The sequence below is a fragment of the Curtobacterium sp. VKM Ac-2922 genome (assembly GCF_022815645.1).
Lineage (GTDB): Bacteria > Actinomycetota > Actinomycetes > Actinomycetales > Microbacteriaceae > Curtobacterium.
Genome location: NZ_JALGRO010000004.1, coordinates 183006 through 207579, shown reverse-complemented (window position 1 = coordinate 207579; position 24574 = coordinate 183006). Strand labels below are relative to the sequence as shown.

At 71.5% G+C, this 24574-nt stretch carries 20 protein-coding genes; 3 read left to right on the top strand and 17 right to left on the bottom strand.

Annotated features, from left to right (window positions below; translation table 11 throughout):
* Nucleotides 1–5 precede the first annotated feature (5 nt).
* On the top strand, nt 6–905 hold the full coding sequence (locus MT346_RS06485) for an A/G-specific adenine glycosylase (RefSeq protein ID WP_243561998.1): 900 nt from the start codon (nt 6–8) through the stop codon (nt 903–905).
* Nucleotides 906–912: 7 nt separating this feature from the next.
* Here MT346_RS06485 and rbfA read toward each other — a convergent pair whose 3' ends face one another.
* The 10 genes from rbfA to dxr all read right to left on the bottom strand — a co-directional run bounded on the left by rbfA (nt 913) and on the right by dxr (nt 13689).
* Nucleotides 913–1365 carry a 30S ribosome-binding factor RbfA gene (rbfA, locus tag MT346_RS06480; RefSeq protein ID WP_243561997.1) on the bottom strand — a complete coding sequence of 151 codons (453 nt, stop codon included), beginning with the start codon at nt 1363–1365 and terminating at the stop codon, nt 913–915.
* A 137-nt stretch (nt 1366–1502) separates the two neighbouring features.
* Nucleotides 1503–4331 (bottom strand): translation initiation factor IF-2, encoded by a 2829-nt coding sequence (gene infB / locus MT346_RS06475; protein WP_243561996.1) that lies wholly within the window; start codon nt 4329–4331, stop codon nt 1503–1505.
* A gap of 73 nt (nt 4332–4404) precedes the next feature.
* Entirely contained in the window at nt 4405–4743 is a 339-nt protein-coding gene (locus MT346_RS06470; protein ID WP_243561995.1) for a YlxR family protein, read from the bottom strand.
* A 148-nt stretch (nt 4744–4891) separates the two neighbouring features.
* Nucleotides 4892–5890, bottom strand: coding sequence for a transcription termination factor NusA (gene nusA / locus MT346_RS06465; protein ID WP_243561994.1), 999 nt, complete (start codon nt 5888–5890; stop codon nt 4892–4894).
* Nucleotides 5891–6058: 168 nt separating this feature from the next.
* On the bottom strand, nt 6059–7810 hold the full coding sequence (locus tag MT346_RS06460; RefSeq protein ID WP_243561993.1) for a proline--tRNA ligase: 1752 nt from the start codon (nt 7808–7810) through the stop codon (nt 6059–6061).
* 110 nt (nt 7811–7920) lie between these two features.
* Entirely contained in the window at nt 7921–9051 is a 1131-nt protein-coding gene (ispG, locus tag MT346_RS06455; protein ID WP_243562129.1) for a flavodoxin-dependent (E)-4-hydroxy-3-methylbut-2-enyl-diphosphate synthase, read from the bottom strand.
* A gap of 73 nt (nt 9052–9124) precedes the next feature.
* Nucleotides 9125–9721: a cysteine hydrolase gene (locus MT346_RS06450; protein ID WP_308221879.1), complete on the bottom strand. Its 597-nt coding sequence runs from the start codon at nt 9719–9721 to the stop codon at nt 9125–9127.
* Entirely contained in the window at nt 9718–11163 is a 1446-nt protein-coding gene (locus MT346_RS06445; RefSeq protein WP_243561992.1) for a cytosine permease, read from the bottom strand. Before MT346_RS06445 ends, MT346_RS06450 begins: the two co-directional genes overlap by 4 nt.
* A 15-nt stretch (nt 11164–11178) precedes the next feature.
* A complete protein-coding gene (locus MT346_RS06440) occupies nt 11179–12507 on the bottom strand; it encodes an RIP metalloprotease (RefSeq protein ID WP_243561991.1) in 1329 nt (442 codons plus the stop codon).
* A gap of 87 nt (nt 12508–12594) precedes the next feature.
* Complete coding sequence (dxr, locus tag MT346_RS06435; RefSeq protein ID WP_243561990.1) at nt 12595–13689, bottom strand: 1-deoxy-D-xylulose-5-phosphate reductoisomerase; 1095 nt, start codon at nt 13687–13689, stop codon at nt 12595–12597.
* Here dxr and MT346_RS06430 point away from each other — a divergent pair.
* Nucleotides 13688–14296, top strand: coding sequence for a hypothetical protein (locus MT346_RS06430; protein ID WP_243561989.1), 609 nt, complete (start codon nt 13688–13690; stop codon nt 14294–14296). The genes dxr and MT346_RS06430 overlap by 2 nt on opposite strands.
* Nucleotides 14297–14361: 65 nt before the next feature.
* Here MT346_RS06430 and MT346_RS18360 read toward each other — a convergent pair whose 3' ends face one another.
* Together MT346_RS18360 and MT346_RS06420 are read right to left on the bottom strand one after the other, a co-directional pair.
* Nucleotides 14362–15330, bottom strand: coding sequence for an FKBP-type peptidyl-prolyl cis-trans isomerase (locus tag MT346_RS18360; protein ID WP_243561988.1), 969 nt, complete (start codon nt 15328–15330; stop codon nt 14362–14364).
* Nucleotides 15331–15336: 6 nt separating this feature from the next.
* Nucleotides 15337–15858, bottom strand: coding sequence for an OsmC family protein (locus MT346_RS06420; protein ID WP_243561987.1), 522 nt, complete (start codon nt 15856–15858; stop codon nt 15337–15339).
* 76 nt (nt 15859–15934) lie between these two features.
* On the opposite strand from MT346_RS06420, the gene MT346_RS06415 reads away from it, so the two are divergent.
* On the top strand, nt 15935–16927 hold the full coding sequence (locus MT346_RS06415; RefSeq protein ID WP_243561986.1) for an asparaginase: 993 nt from the start codon (nt 15935–15937) through the stop codon (nt 16925–16927).
* An 86-nt stretch (nt 16928–17013) separates the two neighbouring features.
* Here the strand turns inward: MT346_RS06415 and MT346_RS06410 are convergent, their stop codons facing one another.
* The 5 genes from MT346_RS06410 to MT346_RS06390 form a co-directional block, all read right to left on the bottom strand.
* The gene (locus MT346_RS06410; protein WP_243561985.1) at nt 17014–17805 is read right to left on the bottom strand and encodes a hypothetical protein; all 792 of its coding nucleotides are present in this window, start codon (nt 17803–17805) and stop codon (nt 17014–17016) included.
* A gap of 92 nt (nt 17806–17897) precedes the next feature.
* Nucleotides 17898–19631, bottom strand: a complete 1734-nt coding sequence (locus tag MT346_RS06405; protein WP_243561984.1) for a hypothetical protein — start codon at nt 19629–19631, stop codon at nt 17898–17900.
* 68 nt (nt 19632–19699) lie between these two features.
* Nucleotides 19700–22177 carry a transglutaminase domain-containing protein gene (locus MT346_RS06400; RefSeq protein WP_243561983.1) on the bottom strand — a complete coding sequence of 826 codons (2478 nt, stop codon included), beginning with the start codon at nt 22175–22177 and terminating at the stop codon, nt 19700–19702.
* Nucleotides 22174–23586 (bottom strand): DUF58 domain-containing protein, encoded by a 1413-nt coding sequence (locus tag MT346_RS06395; protein WP_243561982.1) that lies wholly within the window; start codon nt 23584–23586, stop codon nt 22174–22176. The genes MT346_RS06400 and MT346_RS06395 overlap by 4 nt, the downstream gene beginning before the upstream one ends.
* Complete coding sequence (locus MT346_RS06390; RefSeq protein ID WP_243561981.1) at nt 23583–24554, bottom strand: MoxR family ATPase; 972 nt, start codon at nt 24552–24554, stop codon at nt 23583–23585. Before MT346_RS06390 ends, MT346_RS06395 begins: the two co-directional genes overlap by 4 nt.
* Nucleotides 24555–24574 lie beyond the last annotated feature (20 nt).

The following is a 24574-nucleotide window of genomic DNA, read 5'->3' as shown; positions in this document are numbered from 1 at the left end:
AGTCTGTGGACGACCCGTCGGGCCGGACCCAGCCGGACATCGCGACCCCGTTGGTCGCCTGGTTCCGCGCCGAGGCGCGCGACCTGCCGTGGCGACGGCCCGGCTTCCCGGCCTGGGGCACGCTGGTCAGCGAGATCATGCTGCAGCAGACACAGGTCGCGCGGGTGGTCCCCCGACTGGAGGCATGGCTCACCCGGTGGCCGACGCCGCGCGACCTCGCGGACTCGCCTCCGTCCGACGCGGTGCGTGCCTGGGACCGGCTCGGCTACCCCAGACGGGCGCTCGCGCTGCACGCGGCGGCGACCGTGATCGCCGAGCAGCACGACAACGTGGTGCCGCGGGACGTCGATGCGCTGCTCGCCCTGCCGGGGATCGGGGACTACACCGCCCGGGCCGTGGCCGTCTTCGCGTACGGTGACCGGCACCCCGTCGTCGACGTCAACGTGCGCCGCGTGCTGGCCCGGGCGCTGCTCGGGGAGGGGCAGCCCGGGCCGGCGAACGCCAAGCGGGACCTGCCGCTGATGGCATCGGTGCTGCCCGAGGAGCGCGACGCCGCGGCCGCCACGAACGCCGCCGTGATGGAACTCGGTGCGCTGGTCTGCGTCTCGCGCTCCCCCGCCTGCGACGTCTGCCCCATCGCGGACCGCTGCGCGTGGCGCGCAGCCGGGTACCCGGAGCACGACGGGCCCCGCGCGCCGAAGCAGGCGAGGTTCGCCGGCAGCGACCGCCAGGTCCGCGGGCTGATCATGGCCGAACTCCGCGCCAGCGACGTCCCGGTCAGCCCGGACGAGATCGCTCCGGTGTGGCCGGACGCCGCTCAGCGCGACCGGGCCCTGGCGTCACTGGTCCGCGACGGTCTGGCCGTCGGCGACGACGCGACGGGCTACCGGTTGCCGGACGCCTGAGCGGTCGCTACGAGGCGGGTGCGTCCTCGTCGTCCTCGTCGTCCTCGTCGTGCTTGTACGGGTCGGCGTCGCCCGCGTACGTCGCGCCGGCCGAGGCGCTGCGGACCTGCTCGTCGCGCATCTTCGCCTGGGCCAGCAGGTCCTCGAGGTGCGCCGAGGTGTCCGGCAGGGCGTCGGCGATGAACTCCAGCGACGGGGTGAGCCGCGCCGTGATGTTCTTGCCGACCTCGGTGCGGAGCAGACCGGTGGCGGCCTTGAGCGCTGCGGCGGAGTCGGCGCGTTCCTCGTCGGAGCCGTACACGGTGTAGAAGACCGACGCATGCTGCAGGTCACCGGTGACGCGGACGTCGGTGATCGTCACGAAGCCGAGACGCGGGTCGCGCAGGCCCTTGTCGATCCGGCGGGCGACCACCTCTTTGATGCGGTCCGCCATCTTGCGTGCGCGCTGCGGGTCAGCCATGGGTGCCTCCTGGGGCGGTTGCGGGACGCGGTCCCGCCGGTGGTTCGTGGTCGAACGGTCGTTCGTGGTCGAACGGTGGAACGGGGTGAGCCCCGGCCTCCCCGTGGGGAAGCCGGGGCTCAGGGTCGGTCACACGATCAGTCGCGCGGCTTCTCGACGAGCTCGGTGGTCTCGATCTCGTCACCGGTCTGGATGTCGTTGAACTTGCCCAGACCGATACCCGCCTCGAAGTCCGTCCGGACCTCGGTGACGTCGTCCTTGAAGCGACGGAGCGACTCGATGGCCAGTCCGTCGGCCAGGACCACGCCGTCACGGATGACGCGCGCCTTGGCGTTGCGCGTGATCGTGCCGGAGCGGACGATGACACCCGCGATGTTGCCGAACTTCGAGGACCGGAAGACCTCGCGGATCTCGGCGACACCGGACTGCACCTCTTCGTACTCGGGCTTGAGCATGCCCTTGAGGGACTGCTCGATGTCCTCGAGTGCGTTGTAGATGACCGAGTAGAACCGGACGTCGATGCCCTCACGCGCCGCACGCTCACGGGCCTTGACGTCCGGACGGACGTTGAAGCCGATGACGATGGCGTTGTCGATCGTGGCGAGGTCGATGTCCGACTCGGTGATCGCGCCGACACCGCGGTGCAGGATGCGCAGCTGGACGCTGTCGTCCACCTCGATGTCCAGGAGCGACTGCTCGAGTGCTTCGACAGCACCGGAGACGTCACCCTTGATGATGAGGTTGAGCGAGTCGACCTTGCCCTCTTCGAGTGCACGGGTGAAGTCCTCGAGCGAGATGCGCTTGCGGGCCTTGGCCAGCTGGGCGTTGCGCTCGGCCGCTTCACGCTTCTCAGCGATCTGACGGGCGGTGCGGTCTTCTTCCGTGACCAGGAAGGTGTCACCGGCGCGGGGCACCGAGGACAGACCCTGCACCTGGACCGGACGACTGGGCGTCGCGGCGGTCACCGGGTTGCCGTCCTCGTCCGCCATCGCACGGACGCGGCCGTAGGCCGTGCCCGCCACGATCGCGTCGCCGACGTGCAGCGTTCCGGACTGGATGAGCACCGTGGCGACCGCACCGCGACCCTTGTCGAGTCGGGCTTCGATCGCGACACCGCGGGCGTCCTTGTCGGGGTTCGCCCGCAGGTCGAGCCCGGCGTCAGCGGTGAGCAGCACGGCGTCCAGGAGGTCCTGGATGCCGATGTTCTGCCGCGCGGACACGTCGACGAACATGACGTCCCCGCCGTACTCCTCGGCCACCAGGTTGTACTCGGTGAGCTGCTGGCGGACCTTGGCGGGGTTGGCGCCTTCCTTGTCGATCTTGTTCACCGCGACCACGATCGGCACGTTCGCCGACTGGGCGTGGTTCAGCGCCTCGATCGTCTGGGGCATGATGCCGTCGTCCGCCGCGACCACCAGGATCGCGATGTCCGTCACCTGCGCACCACGGGCACGCATGGCGGTGAACGCCTCGTGACCAGGGGTGTCGATGAAGGTGATGGGACGTTCGATGCCCTCGTGCTCGGCGACGATCTGGTACGCACCGATGTGCTGCGTGATGCCGCCGGCTTCGCCCTCGACCACCTTGGAGTTGCGGATGGCGTCGAGCAGTCGGGTCTTTCCGTGGTCGACGTGGCCCATGACGGTGACGACCGGGGGACGCTGCTGCAGGACGGAGTCGTCCTCGTCGGCGTACTCGGCGTCGATGTCGATGTCGAAGCCCTCGAGGAGCTCGCGGTCTTCGTCTTCCGGCGACACGATCTGGATCTTGTAGCCGAGCTCGTCGCCGAGGACCTCGAAGGTCGCCTCGTCGAGGGACTCCGTGGCGGTCGCCATCTCACCGAGGTGGAACAGCACCGTCACGAGGTTGCCCGGGCTGGCGTCGATCTTGTCCGCGAAGTCCGAGATGCTCGCACCACGGCGCAGACGGACGACCGTGTTGCCGTCGCCGCGCGGGACCTGCACACCACCGAGCGACGGCGCCTGCCGCATCTCGTACTCGGCGCGCTTCGTCCGCTTCGACTTGCGGGCACGGCTCTTGCCGCCACCACGACCGAACGCACCGGCGGTACCACCACCGGGACCACGGCCACGGCCACCGCCACCGGCGGGACGCGGGCCGCTGAAGGCCGGACGCGGGAAGCCACCACCGGCACCGCCACCGGCACCGGGACGACCGCCACCGGGGCCGCCACGACCGCCGCCACCCTGGCCCGGGCGCTGCCCGAAGCCGTTGGGACGGTTGCCCTGACCGGGACCACCCGGACGCGGAGCGCCCGGACGGGGAGCACCGGGACGCGGCGGCTGGGGACGGGGGATCCCGCCAGCACCGGCCGCGCCAGCGGGACGCTGGCCCATGCCCTGGTTGGACGAGTACGGGTTGTTGCCGGGGCGCGGCGGGCGCGAGCCCATGCCCTGGCTCGACGCGTAGGGGTTGTTGCCGGGGCGGGCACCCGGCTTGGGGCCGCCCGGCTTCGGGCCGGCAGCCGCGGCGGCGGGCTTGGCCGCACCGGGCTTGACGGCGTCGTTCTTGGGCGCGCTGTCGGCGTCACCGGAGTCCGAGGGACCCTCGGTGGTCTCGGCGGCTGCGGCCTTGCGTGCCGCCTCGGCCTCGGCCTGTCGCTGCGCGACGGACTTCGGTGCTGGGGTGACGGGGACGTCCTCGGCCGCCTGGGGGGCGACCTCGGGCTCGGGTTCCGGTGCCGGGCGCTTGGGGCCGGGCTTCGGGCCACCGGGCTTCGGTGCGGACGAGGTGGCAGCCGCGGGTGCGGCGGCCGATGCTGCGGGCGCCGCGGATGCCGAGGCACCCTCTGCCTGCAGGGCGGCACGGAGCTTCCGTGCCACGGGGGGCTCGACACTCGAGCTCGGTCCCTTGACGAACTCGCCCAGCTCCTTGAGCTTCTCGAGTGCGGTCTTGCTGTCGACGCCGAGCTCGCTTGCGATCTCGTGTACGCGTGGTTTCGCCACTGTTCTCCTTCACGGGTCCCACCCCGTCAAGGGCAGGACTCACTGGGTGATGGGTCTCATTTCGAGCCGCTCATCAGTTGTCCATAAGCCGTTCAGCCTGTTCTGTCGTGTCCGGGTGCTCTTCCGCGTCGATCTGCTCGGCGAGGTGGGGTTCCACCTCGGGCAGACGCCGCAGGTACTCGAGCACCGCAGACGTGTCCGGTTCACGATCCAGCCGCAGCGCCCGGCGGAAAGCCCGACGCTTGACGGCCAGCTCGTACGCTTCGACCGTCGGTGTGAGCCACGCTCCCCGCCCCGGCATGACTGCCTTCGGATCCGCCACCACACGGCCGTCGCTCAGGGCGACGACTCGGAGGAGGGAAGATCGGGATGCGCGACGACGACTGCCGATGCACGTTCTGACGGCGACCACTCTACTCCCTGCCTCCGATGACCGCGATCCGGCGCGCCCGGATCCGCATCGCCACGGGCGAAACGCCGCACGCGACGCCCCGCCCGATCGGTTCTCTAGGACTCGTCGTCGTCCAGGATCGAGCCCTGACGACCTGATTGGATGTCGATCAGGACTCGTCGTCGTCCAGGATCGAGTCCGGTTGGATGTCGATCCGGGCTCCGGTGAGCTTGGCGGCCAGGCGGGCGTTCTGCCCTTCCTTGCCGATCGCGAGCGACAGCTGGTAGTCCGGCACCAGGGCACGGACCGCCTTGGTCGACGCGTCGAGCACGAAGGCGCTGGTCACCTTGGCCGGCGACAGCGCACTGGCCACGAACGTCGCCAGGTCGGGCGACCAGTCGACGATGTCGATCTTCTCGGTGCCGAGTTCGGTCGTGACGGCACGCACGCGCGCACCGAGCTCGCCGATGCAGGCACCCTTGGCGTTCACGCCGGGCTCGTTCGCCTTGACCGCGAGCTTGGTGCGGTGTCCGGCTTCGCGGGCGAGGGACGTGATCTCGACCACACCCGAGGCGATCTCCGGGACCTCGAGCGCGAAGAGCTTGCGGACCAGGCCCGGGTGGGTGCGGGACACGGTGATCTGCGGCCCCTTCATGCCCCGGCCGACGCTGGTCACGTAGACGCGGATGCGCGAGCCGTGCGTGTAGGACTCCCCCGGCACCTGCTCTTCCGGCGGCAGGATCGCCTCCACGGTGCCCAGGTCGACGTGCACCATCCGCGGGTTCGGGCCCTGCTGGACCACGCCCGCGACGATGTCGCCTTCTTTCCCGCGGAACTGTCCGAGGATCTTGTCGTCGCCGATGTCGCGCAGTCGCTGGTTGATGACCTGCTTGGCCGCGAACGCCGCGATGCGGCCGAAGTCGCTCGGCTGGTCGACGGCCTCGCCGACGACGGTGCCGTCCTCATCGCGCTCGGGCACGAAGACGCTGACCTCACCGGTCTTCCGGTCGAGCTCGACGCGGGACTGCGCGTCGGCCGGCTCGCCGTTCTCGTCGGTGTGCTTGTGGTAGGCCGTGAGGATGGCCGACTCGATGATCTGGACGAGTTCTTCGAACGGGATCTCCCGTTCACGCTCCATGAGTCGCAGGACTGCGAGATCGATCTTCACCGAGGGGCCTCCGTATTCAGATGAGTCGCTCCGGCGCACTGGAACCGCGCAGAAGTCGGCGTCCAGAGTACCGCACTGCGGCGCTCCGCCCTGCGCGGATGGGAGGCACGGTGCCAGCTGGCACCGGGCCTCCCGTCCGATGGGTGGTCGCGTCGACGACGCGAGCCGCTAGATCGCGCGGACCGCCGGCAGCAGCTCGGCGACCGGCACCTCGGTGCGCTCGCCGCTCGCGCGGTTCCACAGCTCGACGATGCCGTCGGCAGCGCCACGACCCGCAACGACGACGATCGGCATGCCCAGCAGCTCGGCGTCGCGGAGCTTCACGCCCGGCGAGACCTTCGGACGGTCGTCGTACAGCACCTGGTGGCGATCGGCCTCGAGCTGCTCGATGATGCTGGCCGCCAGGTCGTACGCCGTGGCGTCCTTGCCCGTCGCGACCACGTGCACGTCGAACGGGGCGACGTGCTTGGGCCAGGCCAGGCCCTTGTCGTCGTTGTGCGCCTCGGCCAGGATCGCCAGGATGCGGGTGACCCCGATGCCGTACGAGCCCATCGTGACGGTGGCGAGCTTGCCGTTCTCGTCCTGCACCTTGAGCCCGAGCGCCTCGGCGTACTTGCGGCCGAGCTGGAAGACGTGCCCGATCTCCATGCCGCGGGCGGTCTCGAGCGGACCGGAGCCGTCGGGTGCCGGGTCGCCGGCACGGACGTCGGAGACCTCGGCGACACCGTCGGCGGTGAAGTCGCGGCCCATCACCAGGCCGGCCACGTGCACGCCGCGCTCGTTCGCACCGGTCAGCCAGCTCGTGCCCTCGACCACGCGGGGGTCGACGAGGTAGCGCAGCCCCGTTGCGCTGTCGGCGCCGAGCACCTGCGGGCCGATGTAGCCCTTCACCAGGCCCTTGTGCTTGCGGAAGTCGTCGTCGCCGGCGGCTTCGACCTCGGCCGGGGCGAAGGCCACCTCGGCGCGCTTCAGGTCGACGTCGCGGTCGCCGGGCAGACCGACCACGACGACCTCGCGCGTGCCGTCCAGGTGGGTGAGCGCGAGCACGACGTTCTTGAGCGTGTCCGCAGCGGTCCACGGTGCACCCTCGCGGGGGGTCACCTGGTTGGCGTGCGCGACGAGCGTGTCGATCGTGGGGGTGTCGGCGGGCGGCAGCAGCACGGCGTCGGGCTGACCGTCGATCGGCAGCGCGTCTGGCACCGGCGTGACGTAGGCCTCGACGTTGGCGGCGTACCCGCCCGCGCTGCGGACGAAGGTGTCCTCGCCGACGGCGATCGGGTGCAGGAACTCCTCGGACTTCGAGCCGCCCATCGCGCCAGCGTCGGCCTTGACGATGACGTGTTCGAGGCCGAGCCGGTCGAAGATGCGGACGTAGGCGTCGCGCATCGTCCGGTAGCTGGCGTCGAGCCCCTCGTCGGTGACGTCGAACGAGTAGGCGTCCTTCATCGTGAACTCGCGGCCGCGCAGCAGACCAGCACGCGGGCGGGCTTCGTCGCGGTACTTGTCCTGGATCTGGAACAGCGTGACGGGCAGGTCCTTGTACGACGAGTACAGGTCCTTGACCAGCAGCGCGAACATCTCTTCGTGCGTGGGGGCCAGCAGGTAGTCGGCGCCCTTGCGGTCCTGCAGGCGGAACATGCCGTCGCCGTACTCGGTCCAGCGGTTCGTCGCCTCGTACGGCTCGCGCGGCAGGAGCGCGGGCAGCAGGACCTCTTGTGCCCCGGCCGCCTGCATCTCGTCGCGGATGATCCCCTCGATGCGGGCGCGGACGCGCAGACCGAGCGGCAGCCAGGCGAAGATGCCCGGGGCCTGGCGACGGACGTACCCGGCGCGGACGAGCAGCTTCGCGCTCGTCACCTCGGCGTCGGAGGGGTCGTCGCGGAGCGTGCGGAGGAACAGATGTGAGAGCCGTGTGACCACGGACGCAAGCCTAGCGGCGGTGGTGGCGGGGCCGCGACGGACGGGAGGCCCATGGCGCGGTCGCCACGGGCCTCCCGTCCGTTCAGTGGTGCCGGCCGGACCGGCGCCCGCTACGAGGTGACGACGAGCGGCTTGCCGGTGCCGGCAGCCGGGCCCATCTCGTCGGCCAGGCGGTTGGCCTCGTCGATCAGGGTCTGCACGATCTCGGCTTCCGGCACGGTCTTGATGACCTGCCCCTTGACGAAGATCTGGCCCTTGCCGTTGCCGGACGCGACACCCAGGTCGGCTTCGCGCGCTTCGCCGGGGCCGTTGACGACGCAGCCCATGACGGCGACGCGGAGCGGGACGGTCATGCCCTCGAGCCCCGAGGTGACGTCGTTGGCGAGCTGGTAGACGTCGACCTGCGCGCGGCCGCAGCTGGGGCAGGAGACGATCTCGAGCTTGCGCTCGCGCAGGTTGAGCGACTGCAGGATCTGCAGGCCGACCTTCACCTCTTGCGCGGGCGGCGCCGAGAGCGACACACGGATGGTGTCACCGATGCCCTCGCCCAGCAGGATGCCGAACGCCGTGGCGCTCTTGATCGTGCCCTGGAACTCGGGGCCGGCCTCGGTCACGCCGAGGTGCAGCGGCCAGTCGCCGCGCTCGGCGAGCTGGCGGTAGGCCTTGACCATGATCACCGGGTCGTTGTGCTTGACCGAGATCTTGAAGTCGTGGAAGTCGTGCTCTTCGAACAGCGAGGCTTCCCACACGGCGGACTCGACGAGCGCTTCGGGCGTCGCCTTGCCGTACTTCTGCAGCAGGCTGGGCTCGAGCGACCCGGCGTTCACGCCGATGCGCAGGCTGACGCCCGCCGCCTTGGCCGCCGCGGCGATGGCGCCGACCTGGTCGTCGAACTTGCGGATGTTGCCCGGGTTCACGCGCACCGCGGCACAGCCGGCGTCGATCGCCTGGAAGACGTACTTGGGCTGGAAGTGGATGTCGGCGATCACCGGGATCTGCGACTTCTTCGCGATGATCGGCAGTGCGTCGGCGTCGTCCTGCGTCGGCACGGCCACGCGGACGATGTCGCACCCCGAGGCGGTCAGCTCGGCGATCTGCTGCAGCGTCGCGTTGATGTTGGTCGTCTGGGTGGTGGTCATCGACTGCACGGAGACGGGGGCGTCGCCGCCGACCAGCACCTTGCCGACCCGGATCTGCCGGGACTTGCGGCGCGGGGCGAGGGTTTCCGGGGCCTTGGGCATACCGAGATTCACAGCGGGCACGTGGTCGACTCTACGCGCTCGGTCCGACAGCGCGACGCACCGGTCGGCGGGCTCACAGCGTGTCGACGACGGTGACCAGCGGCGCGTACAGGCGCATCGCGTCGAGCGCACGGGCGTGGTCGGCGTCGCTGGCCCCGGCGCACGCGTCCGCGACGACGGTCACGCGGACGCCGGCGTCGGCCGCCGCCAGGGCCGTCGACAGCACGCAGCAGTCGGTGGAGACGCCGGCGAGCACCAGGTGCGGGTGCTCCCCCACCACGGCCTGGAGGCTGCTCCCCCACTTGCCGAAGGACGTCGCGGTGACGACGGGGCCGTCCAGTGCCGCCAGCGGCTCGGTCAGGTCGTACACCGGGTCGTCGGCGGGCACCAGGGCGAACGGCCACTCGCGGTAGTAGTCGACCCAGGCGCCGGTCGGGTGCTCGGGGGCGACGAAGCGGGTCCGGACGACGCGGTCGGGGAACCGGCACAGCAGGCGCTCGATCGCGGCGGCAGCCCGGTCGTACCCGGGCGTCGACCAGGGGCTGTCGCCGGTGAACACGTGCTGCATGTCGATGACGACGAGCCAGGCGCCGGTGGTGTCGAGGGGCGCGTCGGTGGCGTCGAGCGGCGCGCCGGTGGTGGTGGGCGGCATCCCGTGGTCCGCGCTCACGCGCTGTGCTCCTGGCGTCGGATCGAGCCCCGTGTGGCGAGGGTGCCGAGGAACCCGACCACCAGTGCGACCAGCACGCCGAGGTTGGCGTACGCCCACGCGCCGGTCCGCCCGCCCAGGCCGAACGGCTCGAGCAGGTAGCCCTGCCAGTTGAGCCACGAGGGCACCCCGTACGTGTTCGTGACGAGGCCCCAGCCCAGGGCGGTCCCGAGCAGGACCAGGCCGATCGCACTCCAGCGGACGTCGCCGTACCGCCCGCGTCGGTCGAACAGCTCGTCCTCGGCGTACGCCGTCCGGCGCAGCAGGACGTCGGCGACGAAGACACCGCACCACGCGGCGACCGGCACGCCGAGGGTGACCAGGAACGCCTGGAACGGCGAGATGAAGTCCGATGCGAAGAACACGACGTAGATCGCGCCGGCGATCATGAACACACCGTCCACCCCGGCGGCGACGGGCCGCGGGATCCGGACGCCCGCGCTCAGCAGCGCCAGGCCCGACGAGTAGATGTCGAGGACCGCGCCGCCGACCAGCCCCAGGATCGCCACGATCGCGAACGGGACGAGGAACCAGACCGGCAGCAGGGTGGTCAGCGCACCGATCGGGTCGGCGCCGATCGCGGTGTTCAGCTGCTTCGACGACCCGGCGAGCAGGACCCCGATGACGACGAGGATCGCCGGTGCCAGGGCGCCGCCGAACGTCGTCCAGCCGACCACGCCGCGCGTCGAGGCCGTGCGGGGCAGGTACCGCGAGTAGTCCGCGGCGGCGTTGACCCAGCCGAGGCCGAACCCCGTCATCACCAGGACGAGGGCCCCGATGACCTGCTGGGCGCTGCCAGCCGGCAGCGCTGCGAGGGCGCCGAGGTCGATGGACGGAGCAGCCAGGACGATGTAGACGACGGTCAGCACGGCGGTGATGACCGTGATCCAGGTCTGCAACCGCATGATCACGTCGAACCCGGCGATGCCCGCGCCGATGACCAGCGCGGCGACGACCACCAGGGCCACGAGCTTCGTCACCACACCGTCGTCCCAGCCGAGCTCGCGGAACACCGTCGACGTGGCGAGCACGGCCAACGAGGCCAGCGCGGTCTCCCATCCGACGGTGAGGACCCAGCTGAGGAACGAGGGCAGCCGGTTGCCGCGGACCCCGAACGCGGCGCGGCTGAGGACCATGGTCGGTGCCGAGCCGCGCTTGCCGGCGATGGCGACGATCCCGCACAGCAGGAACGAGAACACCACACCGACGACCGTCACGATCGTCGCCTGCGCCAGGGAGATGCCGAAGCCGAGCACGAACGAGCCGTAGCTCAGGCCGAGCACCGAGATGTTGGCGGCGAACCACGGCCAGAACAGTCCGCTCGGGCGGCCCTTGCGTTCGGACTCGGCGATGACGTCGGTGCCCTGCAGTTCCACGGTCCGGACGTCGGGCGCTGTGCTCATGCGCCGAGCGTAGTGCTACCCGAACAGGTTGACCGGCCGCACGATGTCGGCGTAGATGAGCAGGGCGCTCATGCCGGCGAGCAGCACGACGACGACCATCGTGAGCGGCATGGTCTTCGCCAGGTCGATGGGGCCCGGGTCCGCCTTGCCGACGAGCTTGAACGACCGGCGCTTCACCGACTCCCACAGGGCGCCCGCGATGTGGCCACCGTCGAGCGGCAGCAGCGGCACCATGTTCAGCACGAACAGGCCGATGTTCAACGAGGCCAGCAGCCCGAGGATCGTGTAGACCTTGTCGACCACCGGGACGCCGCTCATCGAGGACACCGTGCCGATCGCCCGGCCGACGCCGACCACCGACACGGGGCTGTCCGCCGAACGGGCCTGGGACCCGAAGGCCGCGTTCCACACGGCGACCAGGCGCTGCGGCAGGTCGATGATCAGGTGCGCGGACGCCCCGATCTGTGCACCGGTCGCCGGCAGCACCGCGGCGGGCGACTGCCGCACCAGGGTCTGGCCGATGGACACCCCGACCACGCCGACCTGCTGCGTCTTCGCGGTGCCGTCGGCCTGCTCGACGATCTTGCCCGAGGCGTCGTACACGTCGCGCGTCGCGAGCGCCGGCGTGACCTGCAGGGTCTTCCGCTCACCGTCACGCTCGACGACGACCGTGACCTGCTTGCCCGCGGACTTCTGGAAGACGTCCGAGACCTGCGTGATGGTCGGGTCCTGGGTACCGTCCACCGCGACGACGACGTCACCGGCACGGATGCCGGCTTCCTTCGCCGGTGAGACCGCGTCGCCCGACGAGCACCGGGTCGACTGGGTCGTCGGCAGGACACAGTCGACGCTCGACGTGAAGGTCGTGGTGGGGGCGCCGAAGCCGACCAGCAGCACGCCGAACAGGACGACGCCGATCACCAGGTTCATGGCCGGGCCGGCGACCATCACGATGATGCGCTTCCACGGCGTCAGCCGGTAGAACGCCCGCGAGTCGTCGCCACCGGACTCGGCGATCTGCTCGGCGCTGGCCTGGCGGGCGTCCTGGACGAACGCGCTGTACATGCCCGTGTTCGTGATCGCGCGACCGGACGCCCGAGGCTTGAGCATGCCGACCATCGAGATGTAGCCACCGAGCAGGATCGGTCGGATGCCGTACTCGGTCTCACCCCGTCGGAACGACCAGATGGTCTTGCCGAAGCCGAGCGAGTACTGCGTCACCTTGACGCGGAACAGCTTCGCGAAGGCGAGGTGACCGAGCTCGTGGAGCCCGATCGAGACCAGCAGGCCGACGATGAAGACGACCACGCCGAGGACGAAGAGGAGCACGGATCCGACGGTCACCGCAGCAGCGTACGGGACGTTGCCGGTGAACGAGCCGAGCGTGCGCTGCGGGGTCCGCCGGGCCTCCTGTCCGTTGCCGGACCAGCGTCAGCGGGCCAGTGCGCGGTCCGCCGCGTCGCGTGCCCACCGCTCGGCTGCCAGGACGCCCTGCAGCGAGGACTCCCCCGGCGTGTGCGACTCGACGACGCGCTCGACCGTGTCGACGATGTCGAGGAAGCCGATCGCTCCGGCGTGGAACGCGGCGACGGCCTGCTCGTTGGCGGCGTTGAAGACCGCCGGGAACGTGCCGCCGAGTTCGCCCACCCGCTTGGCCAGCGCGACCGCGCCGAACGCATCGGCGTCGAGTGGCTCGAACGTCCACGTGCTGGCGGTGGTCCAGTCGAGCGGGACGCCGACGTCCGGGACCCGGTCGGGCCAGGCCAGGCCGAGGGCGATCGGCAGCCGCATGTCCGGCGGCGACGCCTGGGCGATCGTCGAGCCGTCGGTGAACTCGACCATGGAGTGCACGATCGACTGGGCGTGCACGGTCACGTCGATCCGGTCGTAGGGAACGCCGAACAGCAGGTGCGCCTCGATGACCTCGAGGCCCTTGTTGACGAGCGTCGCCGAGTTGGTCGTCACGACGAGGCCCATGTCCCACGTGGGGTGCGCGAGCGCCTGCGCCGGGGTGACGTCGCGGAGCTCGTCGCGCGAACGGCCCCGGAACGGACCGCCGCTGGCCGTGAGGACCAGCCGCCGGACCTCGGACTCGGCGCCGGACCGCAACGCCTGGGCGATCGCGGAGTGCTCGCTGTCGACGGGGACGATCTGGCCGGGCGATGCCGCGGCCTGCACGAGCGGACCGCCGACGATCAGGCTCTCCTTGTTCGCCAGTGCGAGCGTCGCGCCCGTCTCGAGCGTCGCGAGCGTCGGACCGAGCCCCACCGAACCGGTGATGCCGTTCAGGACGACGTCCGCCTCGACGTCGCGGACCAGCCGCTCGGCATCGGCGGCACCGACAGCGGTCGCCCGGACGCCGAAGGCCTCGGCCTGGTCCTGCAGCAGTGCGGTGTTGCGGCCCGCGGTCAGTCCGACCACCTGGAACCGGTCGGGGTTGCGGCGGACGACGTCGAGCGCCTGGGTGCCGATCGACCCGGTGCTGCCGAGGAGGACGACGCGCCGGCGCTCAGTGGGGGTCTGCATGGGACTCAATGTACCGATGCGGGAGGGTCTATTCGTCTTCTCGGATATCGACTGCGCAAGCGTCGAGCACACCGATATGTTGCCGATGACCAGATCGGTCCTGAGGGAGGACATCATGAACAAGAAACTCGCCGCCGTGACCTGCGCCGCCATCGTCGCCGCAGGACTCGTGATCGCGCCCCAAGCGGCCAATGCGACAGCCGCGACGTCACCGCCACAGGAGGTCAGCATTCGTCTCGCCGTGCTGGCCACGACACAGTCACCAGCCGAGGCGGAGCGGATCCTCACAGGCGGTGGGAGCGTCGAGGCACTCGTCGACCCGGACACCGGCCGGGTCCTCGCAGCGTTCCGGTCAACCGAGCGCGCACTGGCGTCCGTCGGACCGGGATGCACGACCGCGAGCGCGTGCATGAACTCGTCGACCGGAACACCCTACGGGTACACCGGGAGTGGCACGAAGACCGGCACTTGGAGGAACATCGTGCGGGTGAGCGCGGGCGACCGCCGGACGAGCTATTCCGCATCGAACGGAGCGGGCTACAACTACAACCCGGGGGTCTCGGTCAGCTGGAGCAAGCCGGTCACGGTCGTCAAGATCGCTCGCTGACGACGATCTTGAACCAGCAGGGCCGGCGGCGCATCGTGCGCCGCCGGCCCTCAGAAAAGGCGATGTCAGCCCTTGGCGAGGAGATCGACGACGAAGACGAGCGTCGCGTTCTTCGGGATGTTCGAACCTTCTCGGGGGTTGGCGCCGTAGCCGTCCTCGGGCGTGACGACGATCATCACCTGCGAGCCGATCTTCTGGCCGACCAGACCCTTCACGAAGCCCTGGATGAGTCCACCGCTCGAGATCGTGAAGGTCGTCGGGGCGCCCTTCGACCACGAGGAGTCGAACTCCTTGCCCCCCTTGTAGAGCACGCCCTTGTACTGCACCAGCGCGGTGTCGCCCTCGGCGATGGTGGCTCCGTCGCCCTGCTTGATGACCTCGGCGGTGGTCGTGGTCGGTGCGTCGACGTCGGGGATCGTGATCTCCGGCTCGCCGTCCGCCTTGTCCTTCACCGTGGGGAGCTTCGGGTTCTGGGTCTGCGGGGTGCCGGTGGACTTCGTCGGGGTCTGCGCGATGACGTCGGCCACGACGACGATGTTGCCGCCGGTGTTGAAGCCGAGCGCTGCCGAGGCACCGATCGCAGCGATGCGGTCCCCGACGTGCGCGCAGGACAGCAGGGCGCCGAAGCCACTGCCACCGACCGACAGCACCTGGGCGTTGCCCTGGTCGAAGCCCACGGTGCCGAGCTTCTTGACGTCGGACGCCTGGTAGACGCTGTAGGCGACCTGGACGTAGTCGCCCTCCTTCAGGTCGGCGCCGGTGCCCTTGGTCACGGTCGTGGCCTGCGGCGGTGACGCCTTCAGGCCCTTGTCGAAGGTGACCGTGGGCGCGGTCGTGCCGCCGAAGTCGCCCGAGACGTCGATCGCGGCGGACGCCTTGCCGGGCTTCGGGCAGCTGGTGATCGCTGCGGTCGAGGCGCTTGCCGAGGCGGACGGGGACGACGAGGCGCCACCCGAGCCGGACCCCGAACAGGCGGCGAGGCCCAGGACGACGACGGGAACGAGGGCGATCGGGAGCAGGCGGAGACGCTTCACGGGGAGTCAGTCTGCCGCACGTGTCGAAGAGTCCGCTCCGAGTGCCGCGTCGGAGTCCGTCTCCCGCACTCGGACGAGCGCCTCGTGGTGGACCGGGAACGCCACGGAGCGCGCGATGAAGCACAGGCCGTTCGCGGTGGCGTGCGCGGCTTCGGCGTCGGCGACCCGGTCCGGCTCGGCGATCGTGACGACGGGGTGCAGCGTCGCGCCGGTGATCTCTCCGGAGCCGTCGCGGTTGAGGTTGAGCGCTGCCGTGGCACGGTCCTCGTACGCCAGCACCGTGAAGCCCTCGGTGACCGCGACGTGCAGGTAGCTGAGCATGTGGCACTGCGCCAGCGCCGCGGTCAGGAGTTCCTCGGGGTTCCAACGGTCGCGGTCGCCCCGGAAGGTCGGGTCGGCCGAGCCGAGCAGGTCGTGCTTGCCCGACGCGGACACCACGTGGTCACGTCCGTACTCACGGTACCCGGTCGTGCCGGTGCCCCGGTCTCCGGTCCAGCGCACCGATACCTGGTAGGTGTGGTCGTGCATGTCGGCTCCTGTCGTGGCGGTGGTCGTGTCCGTCGTCCGTGCCTGAGCGGCTCGGGCCGCTCGGTACGATCACTGCATGACGGAGAACACCGAGGTCCGCACCGACCGCCATCCTCTCACCGCCGAGGGGTCCGTCGAGCTGGCGGTGCTGGAGCGCTCGGGGTTCGACGAGAGCCGGCACATCGGCGCAGGGATCGTCGTGGACGCCTCGGGCGCGGTCATCGACTCGGTCGGGGACGTCAGCGCGAGCATCTACCCGCGCTCGACCATGAAACCGTTCCAGGCCCTGGCGATCCGTCGCAGCGGCGCGGTGTTCCAGGCCGAAGAGCTGGTCCTGACGACGGCGAGCCATGCGGGCACGCCCTCGCACCAGGCAGTGGTCGAGCACATGCTGCACGCCTACGACCACGTCGAGGACGACCTGGGGTGCCCGCCGGACATGCCGTACGACCGCGCGACAGCGCGGGGGATGACCGGGCCACGGCGCCTGACCATGAACTGCTCGGGCAAGCACGCGGGCATGCTCGCCGCGTGCCGGGTGAACGGCTGGGACGAGTCGACGTACCTGGAGATCGACCACCCGATGCAGCAGGCCGTGCGTGCCACGGTCGAGGACCTGACCGGCGAGACCGTCGACGTGGTCGGCATCGACGGGTGCGGGGCGCCGGTGTTCCCCTTGACCTTCGGCGCCATGGCGCGCGGCATCGCCACCGTCGTGCAGCGTCGTGACGCTGACACCGCCGCGCTGACGGACGCCGTGCTCGCGCACCCGTGGGCGATCGACGGCGTCGGACGCGCGAACACCGTCACGATCGAGCGGCTCGGTCTGGTGGCCAAGCTCGGCGCCGAGGGCGTCATGATGATGGCGATGCCGGGCGGAGCGGCCGTCGTGGTGAAGGTGCTGGACGGGGCCCTGCGAGCTGGCACGCTCGCTGCGCTGACGCTGCTGGAGCGGAACGGCGTCGTCGCAGCCGAGGGGGTGGCGGACGTCATGGACGCCACGGGCGAGAAGGTGCTGGGTGGGGGCGTACCCGTCGGCGCCGTACGGATCGGGGCCGGGCTGCGCTGAGCGGCGCCACGGTTCGGCCGGCGGTGTGGGCCCGTTGGCGGTCGCCGGCGCTGTGTGCCCGTTGGGGGCCGCCGGCGCTGCAGGCGTCACGTGGCGCCTGGTCGTTCGAGGGCGGGCAGCGCGGGCGCGATGCGCTGTCCTCGTGCTGACCGGGGGTCTGGCCGTGCCGAACACCCGTACCGCGTGACGTCGAGCGTGGGGCCGGCCTGCCGCGGGACGGAGCCCAGATCAGGCACCAGGACCACGGAACCGATCCGCACCCCCCGGTCGTCGAGCAGCACCGCCACAGCCGTGCCCGGGCCGAGTCCGGTCGCCGCACGACGGACGGCACCCGGCAGGACTCGGCCGTCGTCCGGCGAGGGCAGGTCGTCCGCCAGGGCCGTCCGGACGTCGTCTGCGGCCGAGGCGCACCGCGCCACGGCGATCACCACCGCGGAGAAGACCGCCACGGCCAGGGCCCCGTGTCCGATCACCACGATGCCCGTCGTGCTGTCGAGGGTGACCGGCGTGCCGTCGTGCTCGAGCCCGACCGGGACCGACCACGGCGTGCTGGACACGCTGGCCCTGGCACGGTCCGATGGGTCCCAGGGCTCGCTGGGCGTGTCCGGATCGTCGATGGGGTCGACCCACGGCACCGGGTCGACGGGGTCGAACCACGGCACCGGGTCGACGGTGTCGACCACCGGTGGCGACCGGTCCTGGTCGTCGGTCCGCACGACCAGGGCGACGAGCCCGAGGACGACGGCGCAGGCGATCACCCCGCCGTGCGCAGCGCCCGCGGTGCGGGTCACGCCGGTCGTGGTCGCGACGATGCTCGGCGCGAATGCGAGCAGGACCGCGACCACGACGAGGGCCACGCGGAGGATCAGGGTCGACACGGGACGATCTCAGCGCAGCGTCACATCCCGGGGCAGGACACCGGCGTCCACGGTGGATGACCGCGGACGCCGGACGGCCTGTGGAGGAAGACCTACTGCACGAGGAAGAACTGCTCGCCGATGTCCACCCGCGCGCCGCGTTCGACGCGGTAGCGGCGTCCGGGTTCGCACCGACGGATCGAGCCGTCGATGTGGCGGATGACCGAGCCGTTCCCGGAGAACCGGTCGGACACCCACAGGTCGTTCCCGTCCCGACCGATCTCCAGGTGGGTCTTGGACACCGACTTGCCGGGGTCGTGGATCGTCAGCAGGTCGTCGAACCGTTCGCCGGGCTCGGCGCGCGGCAGTCGGCCGAGCAGCCCGGTGCCGTGCACACCGATCCGCTCGCCGGTGCTGAAGTGCAGCATGAAGGGGGCCCGGGCCGGGGTCTTCGTGACGATCCGGGTCTGGTCGACGTCCTCGTCCGCGTCTGCGTCCACATCCGCGTCTTCGCCTTCGACTTCGTCCGCGTCTTCGACTTCGTCTTCGTCGAGCTGTGCGGCCTCGTCCGCGTCGGAACTCGACGGGTACGCGTCAGCGGAACGCGTCGGGAGGGCCGGACCGGGCATGCCCGGCACTGGCGGCAGCGGCGCCGCCGTCGGAGCCCAGGCCGCGGGCTCGTCGTCGAGCGGGTCGGTGGACGAGGGCGCGGGTGACGTCGGCATCGGAGGCACGCGCAGCTGGTCGACGTCAGGACGGCCGGCGACACCGGGCTCGGACACCTCGTCGTCGGGCTCGACCGCTTCGTCGGAGTTCGGCTCGTCGAGCACCGCGTCGTCGGCGGTCGATGCGGCCGTCGCTGCCCAGTCCGGCCGCGCGAGCGGCAGCGGCACGACCGGTCCGGTGAACGCCGCGGTCACCGCTGGCCGGACCGCGCCGCACTCGTTGCAGAAGATGTCGTCGGGCTCGAGGTGGTGGCCGCAGACGTGACACGTCGTGGGGTGGGTCGCGGGCTGGACCAGGGGCGTGGGGCGCGGCGCACGGCGCTCGACGAGTGGTTCGACCACCGCGGTGTCGCCGGCGCGCGGTGTTTCCGCGACGGGGTCGGCATCGACCGGGACGTCATCGACGGGTGCGCTGGCGTCCTGCGGACCCGCGTCCGGTGCCGGCGGAGCTCCGTTCCCGGGCGACGCCGGGATCGACGGTCCTGCGGGCGGTGCCGATGCACCCTCGACCGGACCAGCACCGTCGCCGTCGCCGGAGTGAGCATCGGTCGTCGTCGGGGCGTCATCGCCGGGACGGCCGATCCACCACGACGGAGCGCTCGGCGCCGGCGTCGGGTCCTGCGGTGCGGCCCAGAACGGCGCCGACGGCTCGGCAGCGACGGCCGGCGGGGCGACCACGTCGGGTGCCGGGGCCCCGGTCCGTGGTGCCAGACGGGTGACCTCGGGGTCGTCCTCGGGCTGCAGGGGCTCCGCGGGGAACGCGTCGGGATCGAGGGTCGGCTCGTGCCCTTGCTGCGCACCCGACCGGTCCGTCCTGGGTGGTTCGCCGGCGCCGGTCCACTCACCGAGCCCGCTGCCGGCACCGTGCACGTGCGTGGGGGCCGACCGGGGCGCGAACGTGTCCGGGGTCTGCACCGGCACGGGTGCGACGGGCTCGGAGCGGCGGCGGTCCTCACCGGTGAGCCAGGCGCGCGTCGCCGGGTCGAGCGTGGACTCCGGCAACCAGGCTTCGGCCGCGGGGTCCTGACGTCGTCCGTGCTGGTCGGGCTGCTGGAGTGGCGGCGGGGTCGCACGGTCGGCCTGCTCGGGAGCGACGGCCCGTCGGCTGGCAGCGGTGTTCACGGCTCGACCGCACTCACCACAGAAGATCGCTCCGTCGGGCAGCACCGATCCGCAGTGTTCGCATCTGATCACTGGTTGCCTCTGTCCTCATCCGACCCGCTGCGTCGCTCGGCGGGCCTTGCAACATCGTAGCCACCGTCCGCTCCGAGTCCGGCTGACACCCGCGCGGCTCGGCGGTCGAGCGCCCGGTGCAGGCGCGCGACGTGGACCGGACTCCGCAGGGACCGCGTCGACACCGCCGTCCGCCAGCGCTCGCGCCGAGTGCGTCCGGCACCGAGGTGCGCGATCGCGGACTCGGTCGCGTCCCACATCCGGTCAGCGGCGTGGTCGTCGGCGTCGCTCGGCCCGAAGACCGCGCGGTCCGCCAGCGCCGCCAGGCCGCTCCCCCGGTCGCCGGGGGCTCCCACGGCGACCTCGCGCCGGGTGGCGGTGACCGGGACGTCCTGTCCGCGGTCCAGCAGGGCGTCGCGGTACTCGTCCCACGCGCCGATGATCCGTCCCCTGGCGGTCGTGGCCCGGCGACGTCGGCGACGACGGACCGCCTTGATCGCCACGATCACGCCGAACGGCAGGAGCACGAGCGCGACGAACCCCAGTGTGCCGAGGATCCACGGCAGCGCTGCGAGCAGGACCTGCAGCCAGAGCGGCGGCTGGTCCGGGGTGTTCCGGTCGCTCTGCGGTGGTGCCTGGGTGTCCTGGTCCTGCTGTTCGGCGGGGGGCGGCGGCACGACCGTCTGAGGCCGTGTGACCGGCTTCGGGGTCTGCTGCTGCTCGTCGGGGATCGTCCGCACCGTCGGGTTGGGGTTGACCGTCACCCAGCCCCACTGCGCCGTGTCGACCTCGATCCGGGCAGTGACGTCCGATCCGCGGAACGTGGTGGTCCCCGACCCGCCGGCAGTGGTGCTGCCGGTCCCCGAGTCGCCGCCGGCCGCGAAGCCCATCACGACCCGCGTCGGGAACCCGATCTCCTCGGACATCAGCGCGGCGGCCACGGCGTACTGCTCTTGGTCGCCGAGCATGAGCGGCGACGTCAGCAGCTCCTGGATGCGGTCGGCGCCGTGGCCGGACCGGCTGACCCGGTCGTCCCCGACTCCGTGGCTGACGTACCCGTTCCGTTTGAGGGCCTTGATGACGGCCACGAGCTTCGCACCGTCCGACTGCACGTCGCCGGCGGTCGACTCGACGGTGTCACGGACGGCGTCCGGCACGTTGGTCGCCGTCGGGACCGTGGCGTCCCCCGGCCGTGCTGCAGCGAGCTGTTCGTCGGTCGGCTGGTCCGGGACGACCGCGCGCAGGTCGTACCGTGTGCCGTCCTGCACACCTCCGACCACGGCGCCCGTGGCGGTCGAGGCGTTGTAGAAGAAGGCGCCACGGGTGCGATCGGCAGCGCTCCCCCGGAAGTCGACCTGCTCGAGGTCGCCCACCGTGGGCAGCCACACCCCGCGGTACCCGTCGATGCGCACGCCGACGTCGATCGACCGTCCCGTGACGTTGCGCACGTCCACCGAGGTCGGGACGCGCTCGAACGTGCCCGAGGGCGAGGAGCCGTCCGTCCCGCCGACCCGGTAGGTCACGCCGTCGTACGTGTCCAGGGTCGCGATCCGCACGAACCCGTTGCGCGGCAGGCCCGTCACCTGCAGCTGCGCCGCGTCGGCCTCGGTCGACTCCTCGTAGGCGCGGAAGCCGCTGAGCGGGCTGACGTAGTCGCGAGGGTCGAACGGCTTCACGACGTCGGTCCGTGCGACCGTGCGGGCCGTCGTGGGCGGGGCGACGAGTCCCAGGCCCGTGGCGACGACGGCGGCCGCCAGGATGGTCCCGGTGCCCACGAGCGCCGGCCGCAGGACCGAGCGGCGCACGGCCACGGGCGCACCGATGGTGCGCGCGACCGCGGCCGCCCGCCGGACGTGCCGGACGGTCAGCGCCCACACGAGTGCGACCCCGGTCAGGGCCACCGCGACGGCGATGGACGTCTCGAGCCGCGTCGATCCGACCACCACACCGGCCGCGAACAGGACCAGAGCCGGGATGCTCGCGAGTTCCTGCCGGGAGGCCCTGGTCGCGCAGCTGACACCGGTGACCGTGGCCACCAGGAGCGTCAGGAAGAACGGCACCAGCAACGCCTCGTAGGTGCCGACCGGCAGACTGATGGTGACCAGGCGCTTCCAGCCCAGGGCCACGCCGGAGAACAGGTCCAGCAGCCCCTGCCCGGTGGGCAGCAGGCCGGCGGCCTCGCTCGGCACGGCGGCGGGCACACCGGTCACCACGAAGGCCGCGATCGTGGCCACGGCGACCGCGGCGGTCGGGAGCCGGTACACGGCGCCGACGAGGGCGATGGCGGTGCCCGCGACGACGGCCGTGACCGCGGCGACGATCATCCCCTGGTCGCGGTAGACCGGCCACCACGCGACACTGGCGATCGCGAGCAGGACCCAGACGACGACGGTGCCACCGACGAGTCGGACGGGAGAGACCCGGCGAGCGTCACGGCGCGCCTGCCGGCGGGTGTCCCGCCGCGGGCGCGGGGGTGCGACGGGCGGGGCGCTCACGCGGCCGCCGATCGGTGCAGCGCGATCCTCAGGTCGTCGAGGTACCCGATCGTCATCACCGTCAGGCCGGGTACCCGGACGAAGCGCGGGACGGACTCGGGTTCGCAGATGACCGCGACGACCTCGACCCCGATCGGGAACCGTGTCGCGGCCAGGCGGAGCGCGGGCAGCTCGACCGTCGACCCGACGACCAGGAACGCGACGGAGATGCCGGCGGTGTCGGTGCCCACGATCCGGGCGACCTCGGCCACGGGCAGGCAGGCGTCCGCCAGGGCGACGGACGCGAAGTCGTCGAGCAGGCGGGTCGGGGTGACGGTCGGCAGCCGGTGCACCGCGTAGACCGGGCGCTTGGCGAACTCCGGGGTCCGCTCGGACACGACGACCGTGACCTCGCGGCCGTCGCGGATCGCCCGCGCGCCGAGCGACGCCGCCGCACTGACGGCGAGCTCGAACTCGTCGTCGTCGGCGAACTCCGTGCGGGCCAACCCCAGCGCCACCACCAGGTGCGAGCGACGGGTGTCCTCGAACTGGCGCACCATGAGTGCCCCGGTCTTCGCCGTCGACTTCCAGTGCACGTTCCGCGGGTCGTCTCCGGGCATGTACTCACGGATCGCGTGGAACGAGATGTCTGCTGGCGACAGGTCCGTCGTCGCCTGGCCTTCGAGGTCGCGCACCAAGCCGGTGCTCGTCGAGGGGATCGCGACCGTCCGCGGGTGCACGATCACCTGTTCGCGGGCGGTCCAGACGAGTTCCCGGCGGACCAGGCCGACCGGGTCGGCGCGGATGCCCGTCACCGGGCCCACGTCCAGCACTCCGCGCCGGAGCGTGGGGACGGGCACCGCACGTTCGAACGTGCCCCGCGGCGCGATCGTCGGGATCGCCACGTCGACCAGGCCGGAGCCGATCGGGACCTCGACCGTGATCGGCACCGACGGCAGGCGCGTGGGGTTCTCGGCGGTCACCGTGACGCCGGCCTCGTCACCGACCGCGACACGTCGGGCAGGAGGGCTCATCCGGATCAGCAGACGCGAGTGCCCGACCAGGGCGATCGCGGCGACGACGACGAGCAGGACGCCCGCGAACCCGACGACCACGACCTCGCGCAGGCCGAAGCGGTACCCGAGCACCAACGCGACCAGCGTGAGCGCGGTCACCGTCCAGCCCAGGCCGGTGACCACGGACGAGACCTCGTCCCAGGCACGTGCCACGGTCCTCCAGGCCGTCCGCCACAGGCGCACGATGCCGACGACCGCGTCGGCCGCGACCCCGTCCCGGTCCCCCACCAGGCGGCTCCGCACGTTCGTCAGGCCGGCGACCGTCCCGGTGCGCTCGTACGCGGTGCTCGACCGACGCGACCGCGTCGACGAGGGACGGCGCGAACGCGTGGAGACCGGTCGCCGGTCGGTCACGGCGCGACCCGGTCGGCTGGCGGCGGGGTCTCGACCAGGAGCTGCGACACCACGCTCGAGGTGGAGACCCCGTCGAACTCGGCTTCGGCGTCGAGCACCATGCGGTGCGCCAGGACCGGCTCGGCCAGGGCCTTGACGTCGTCCGGTGTCACGTAGTGGCGGCCGCTCAGCGCTGCGAAGACCCGGCTGGCGCGCATGAGCCCCATCGCGCCGCGCACGCTGACGCCCAGGCGGACCTCGTTGGCCGACCGCGTCGCGTCGACGAGCCGGGCCACGTAGTCGGCGATCGTCGGGTCGACGTGCACCGTCCGGGCCAGGGCGGCCATCTCGGTGATCGTGGCCGCGGGGACGACGCTCGCCAGGGGCACGGACGACGACGGAGCTGACGAGGTCTCGAGGATCTTCACCGTCGCGGCGTGGTCCGGGTAGCCGATCGAGGTCTTCATGAGGAAGCGGTCCAGCTGCGCCTCGGGCAGGCGGTAGGTGCCGGCCTGCTCGATCGGGTTCTGCGTCGCGATGACCATGAACGGCGCCGCCAGACGGTGGTTGACGCCGTCGACGGTGATCGCGGACTCCTCCATGGCCTCGAGCAGGGCCGACTGCGTCTTCGGGCTCGCGCGGTTGATCTCGTCCGCCAGCACGATGTTCGCGAACACCGGACCGCGGTGGAACTCGAACTCCTGGTTGCGCTGGTCGTAGACACTGATGCCGGTGATGTCGCCGGGCAGCAGGTCGGGCGTGAACTGGATGCGGTTGGTCGAGCCCTGCACGCTCTGGGCGAGCGCCCGCGCCATGCTCGTCTTGCCCGTACCGGGGACGTCCTCGAGCAGCAGGTGCCCCTCGCTCAGCATCGACGTGACCGCCAGACGGATCACGAAGGTCTTCCCGAGGAGCACCTGCTCGACGTTGGTCACGATGCGGCCGGCGACGTCGGCGAACCAGGTGGCCTGCTCGGGGGACATGCTCATGCGGGGAGTTCTCCTCGTTC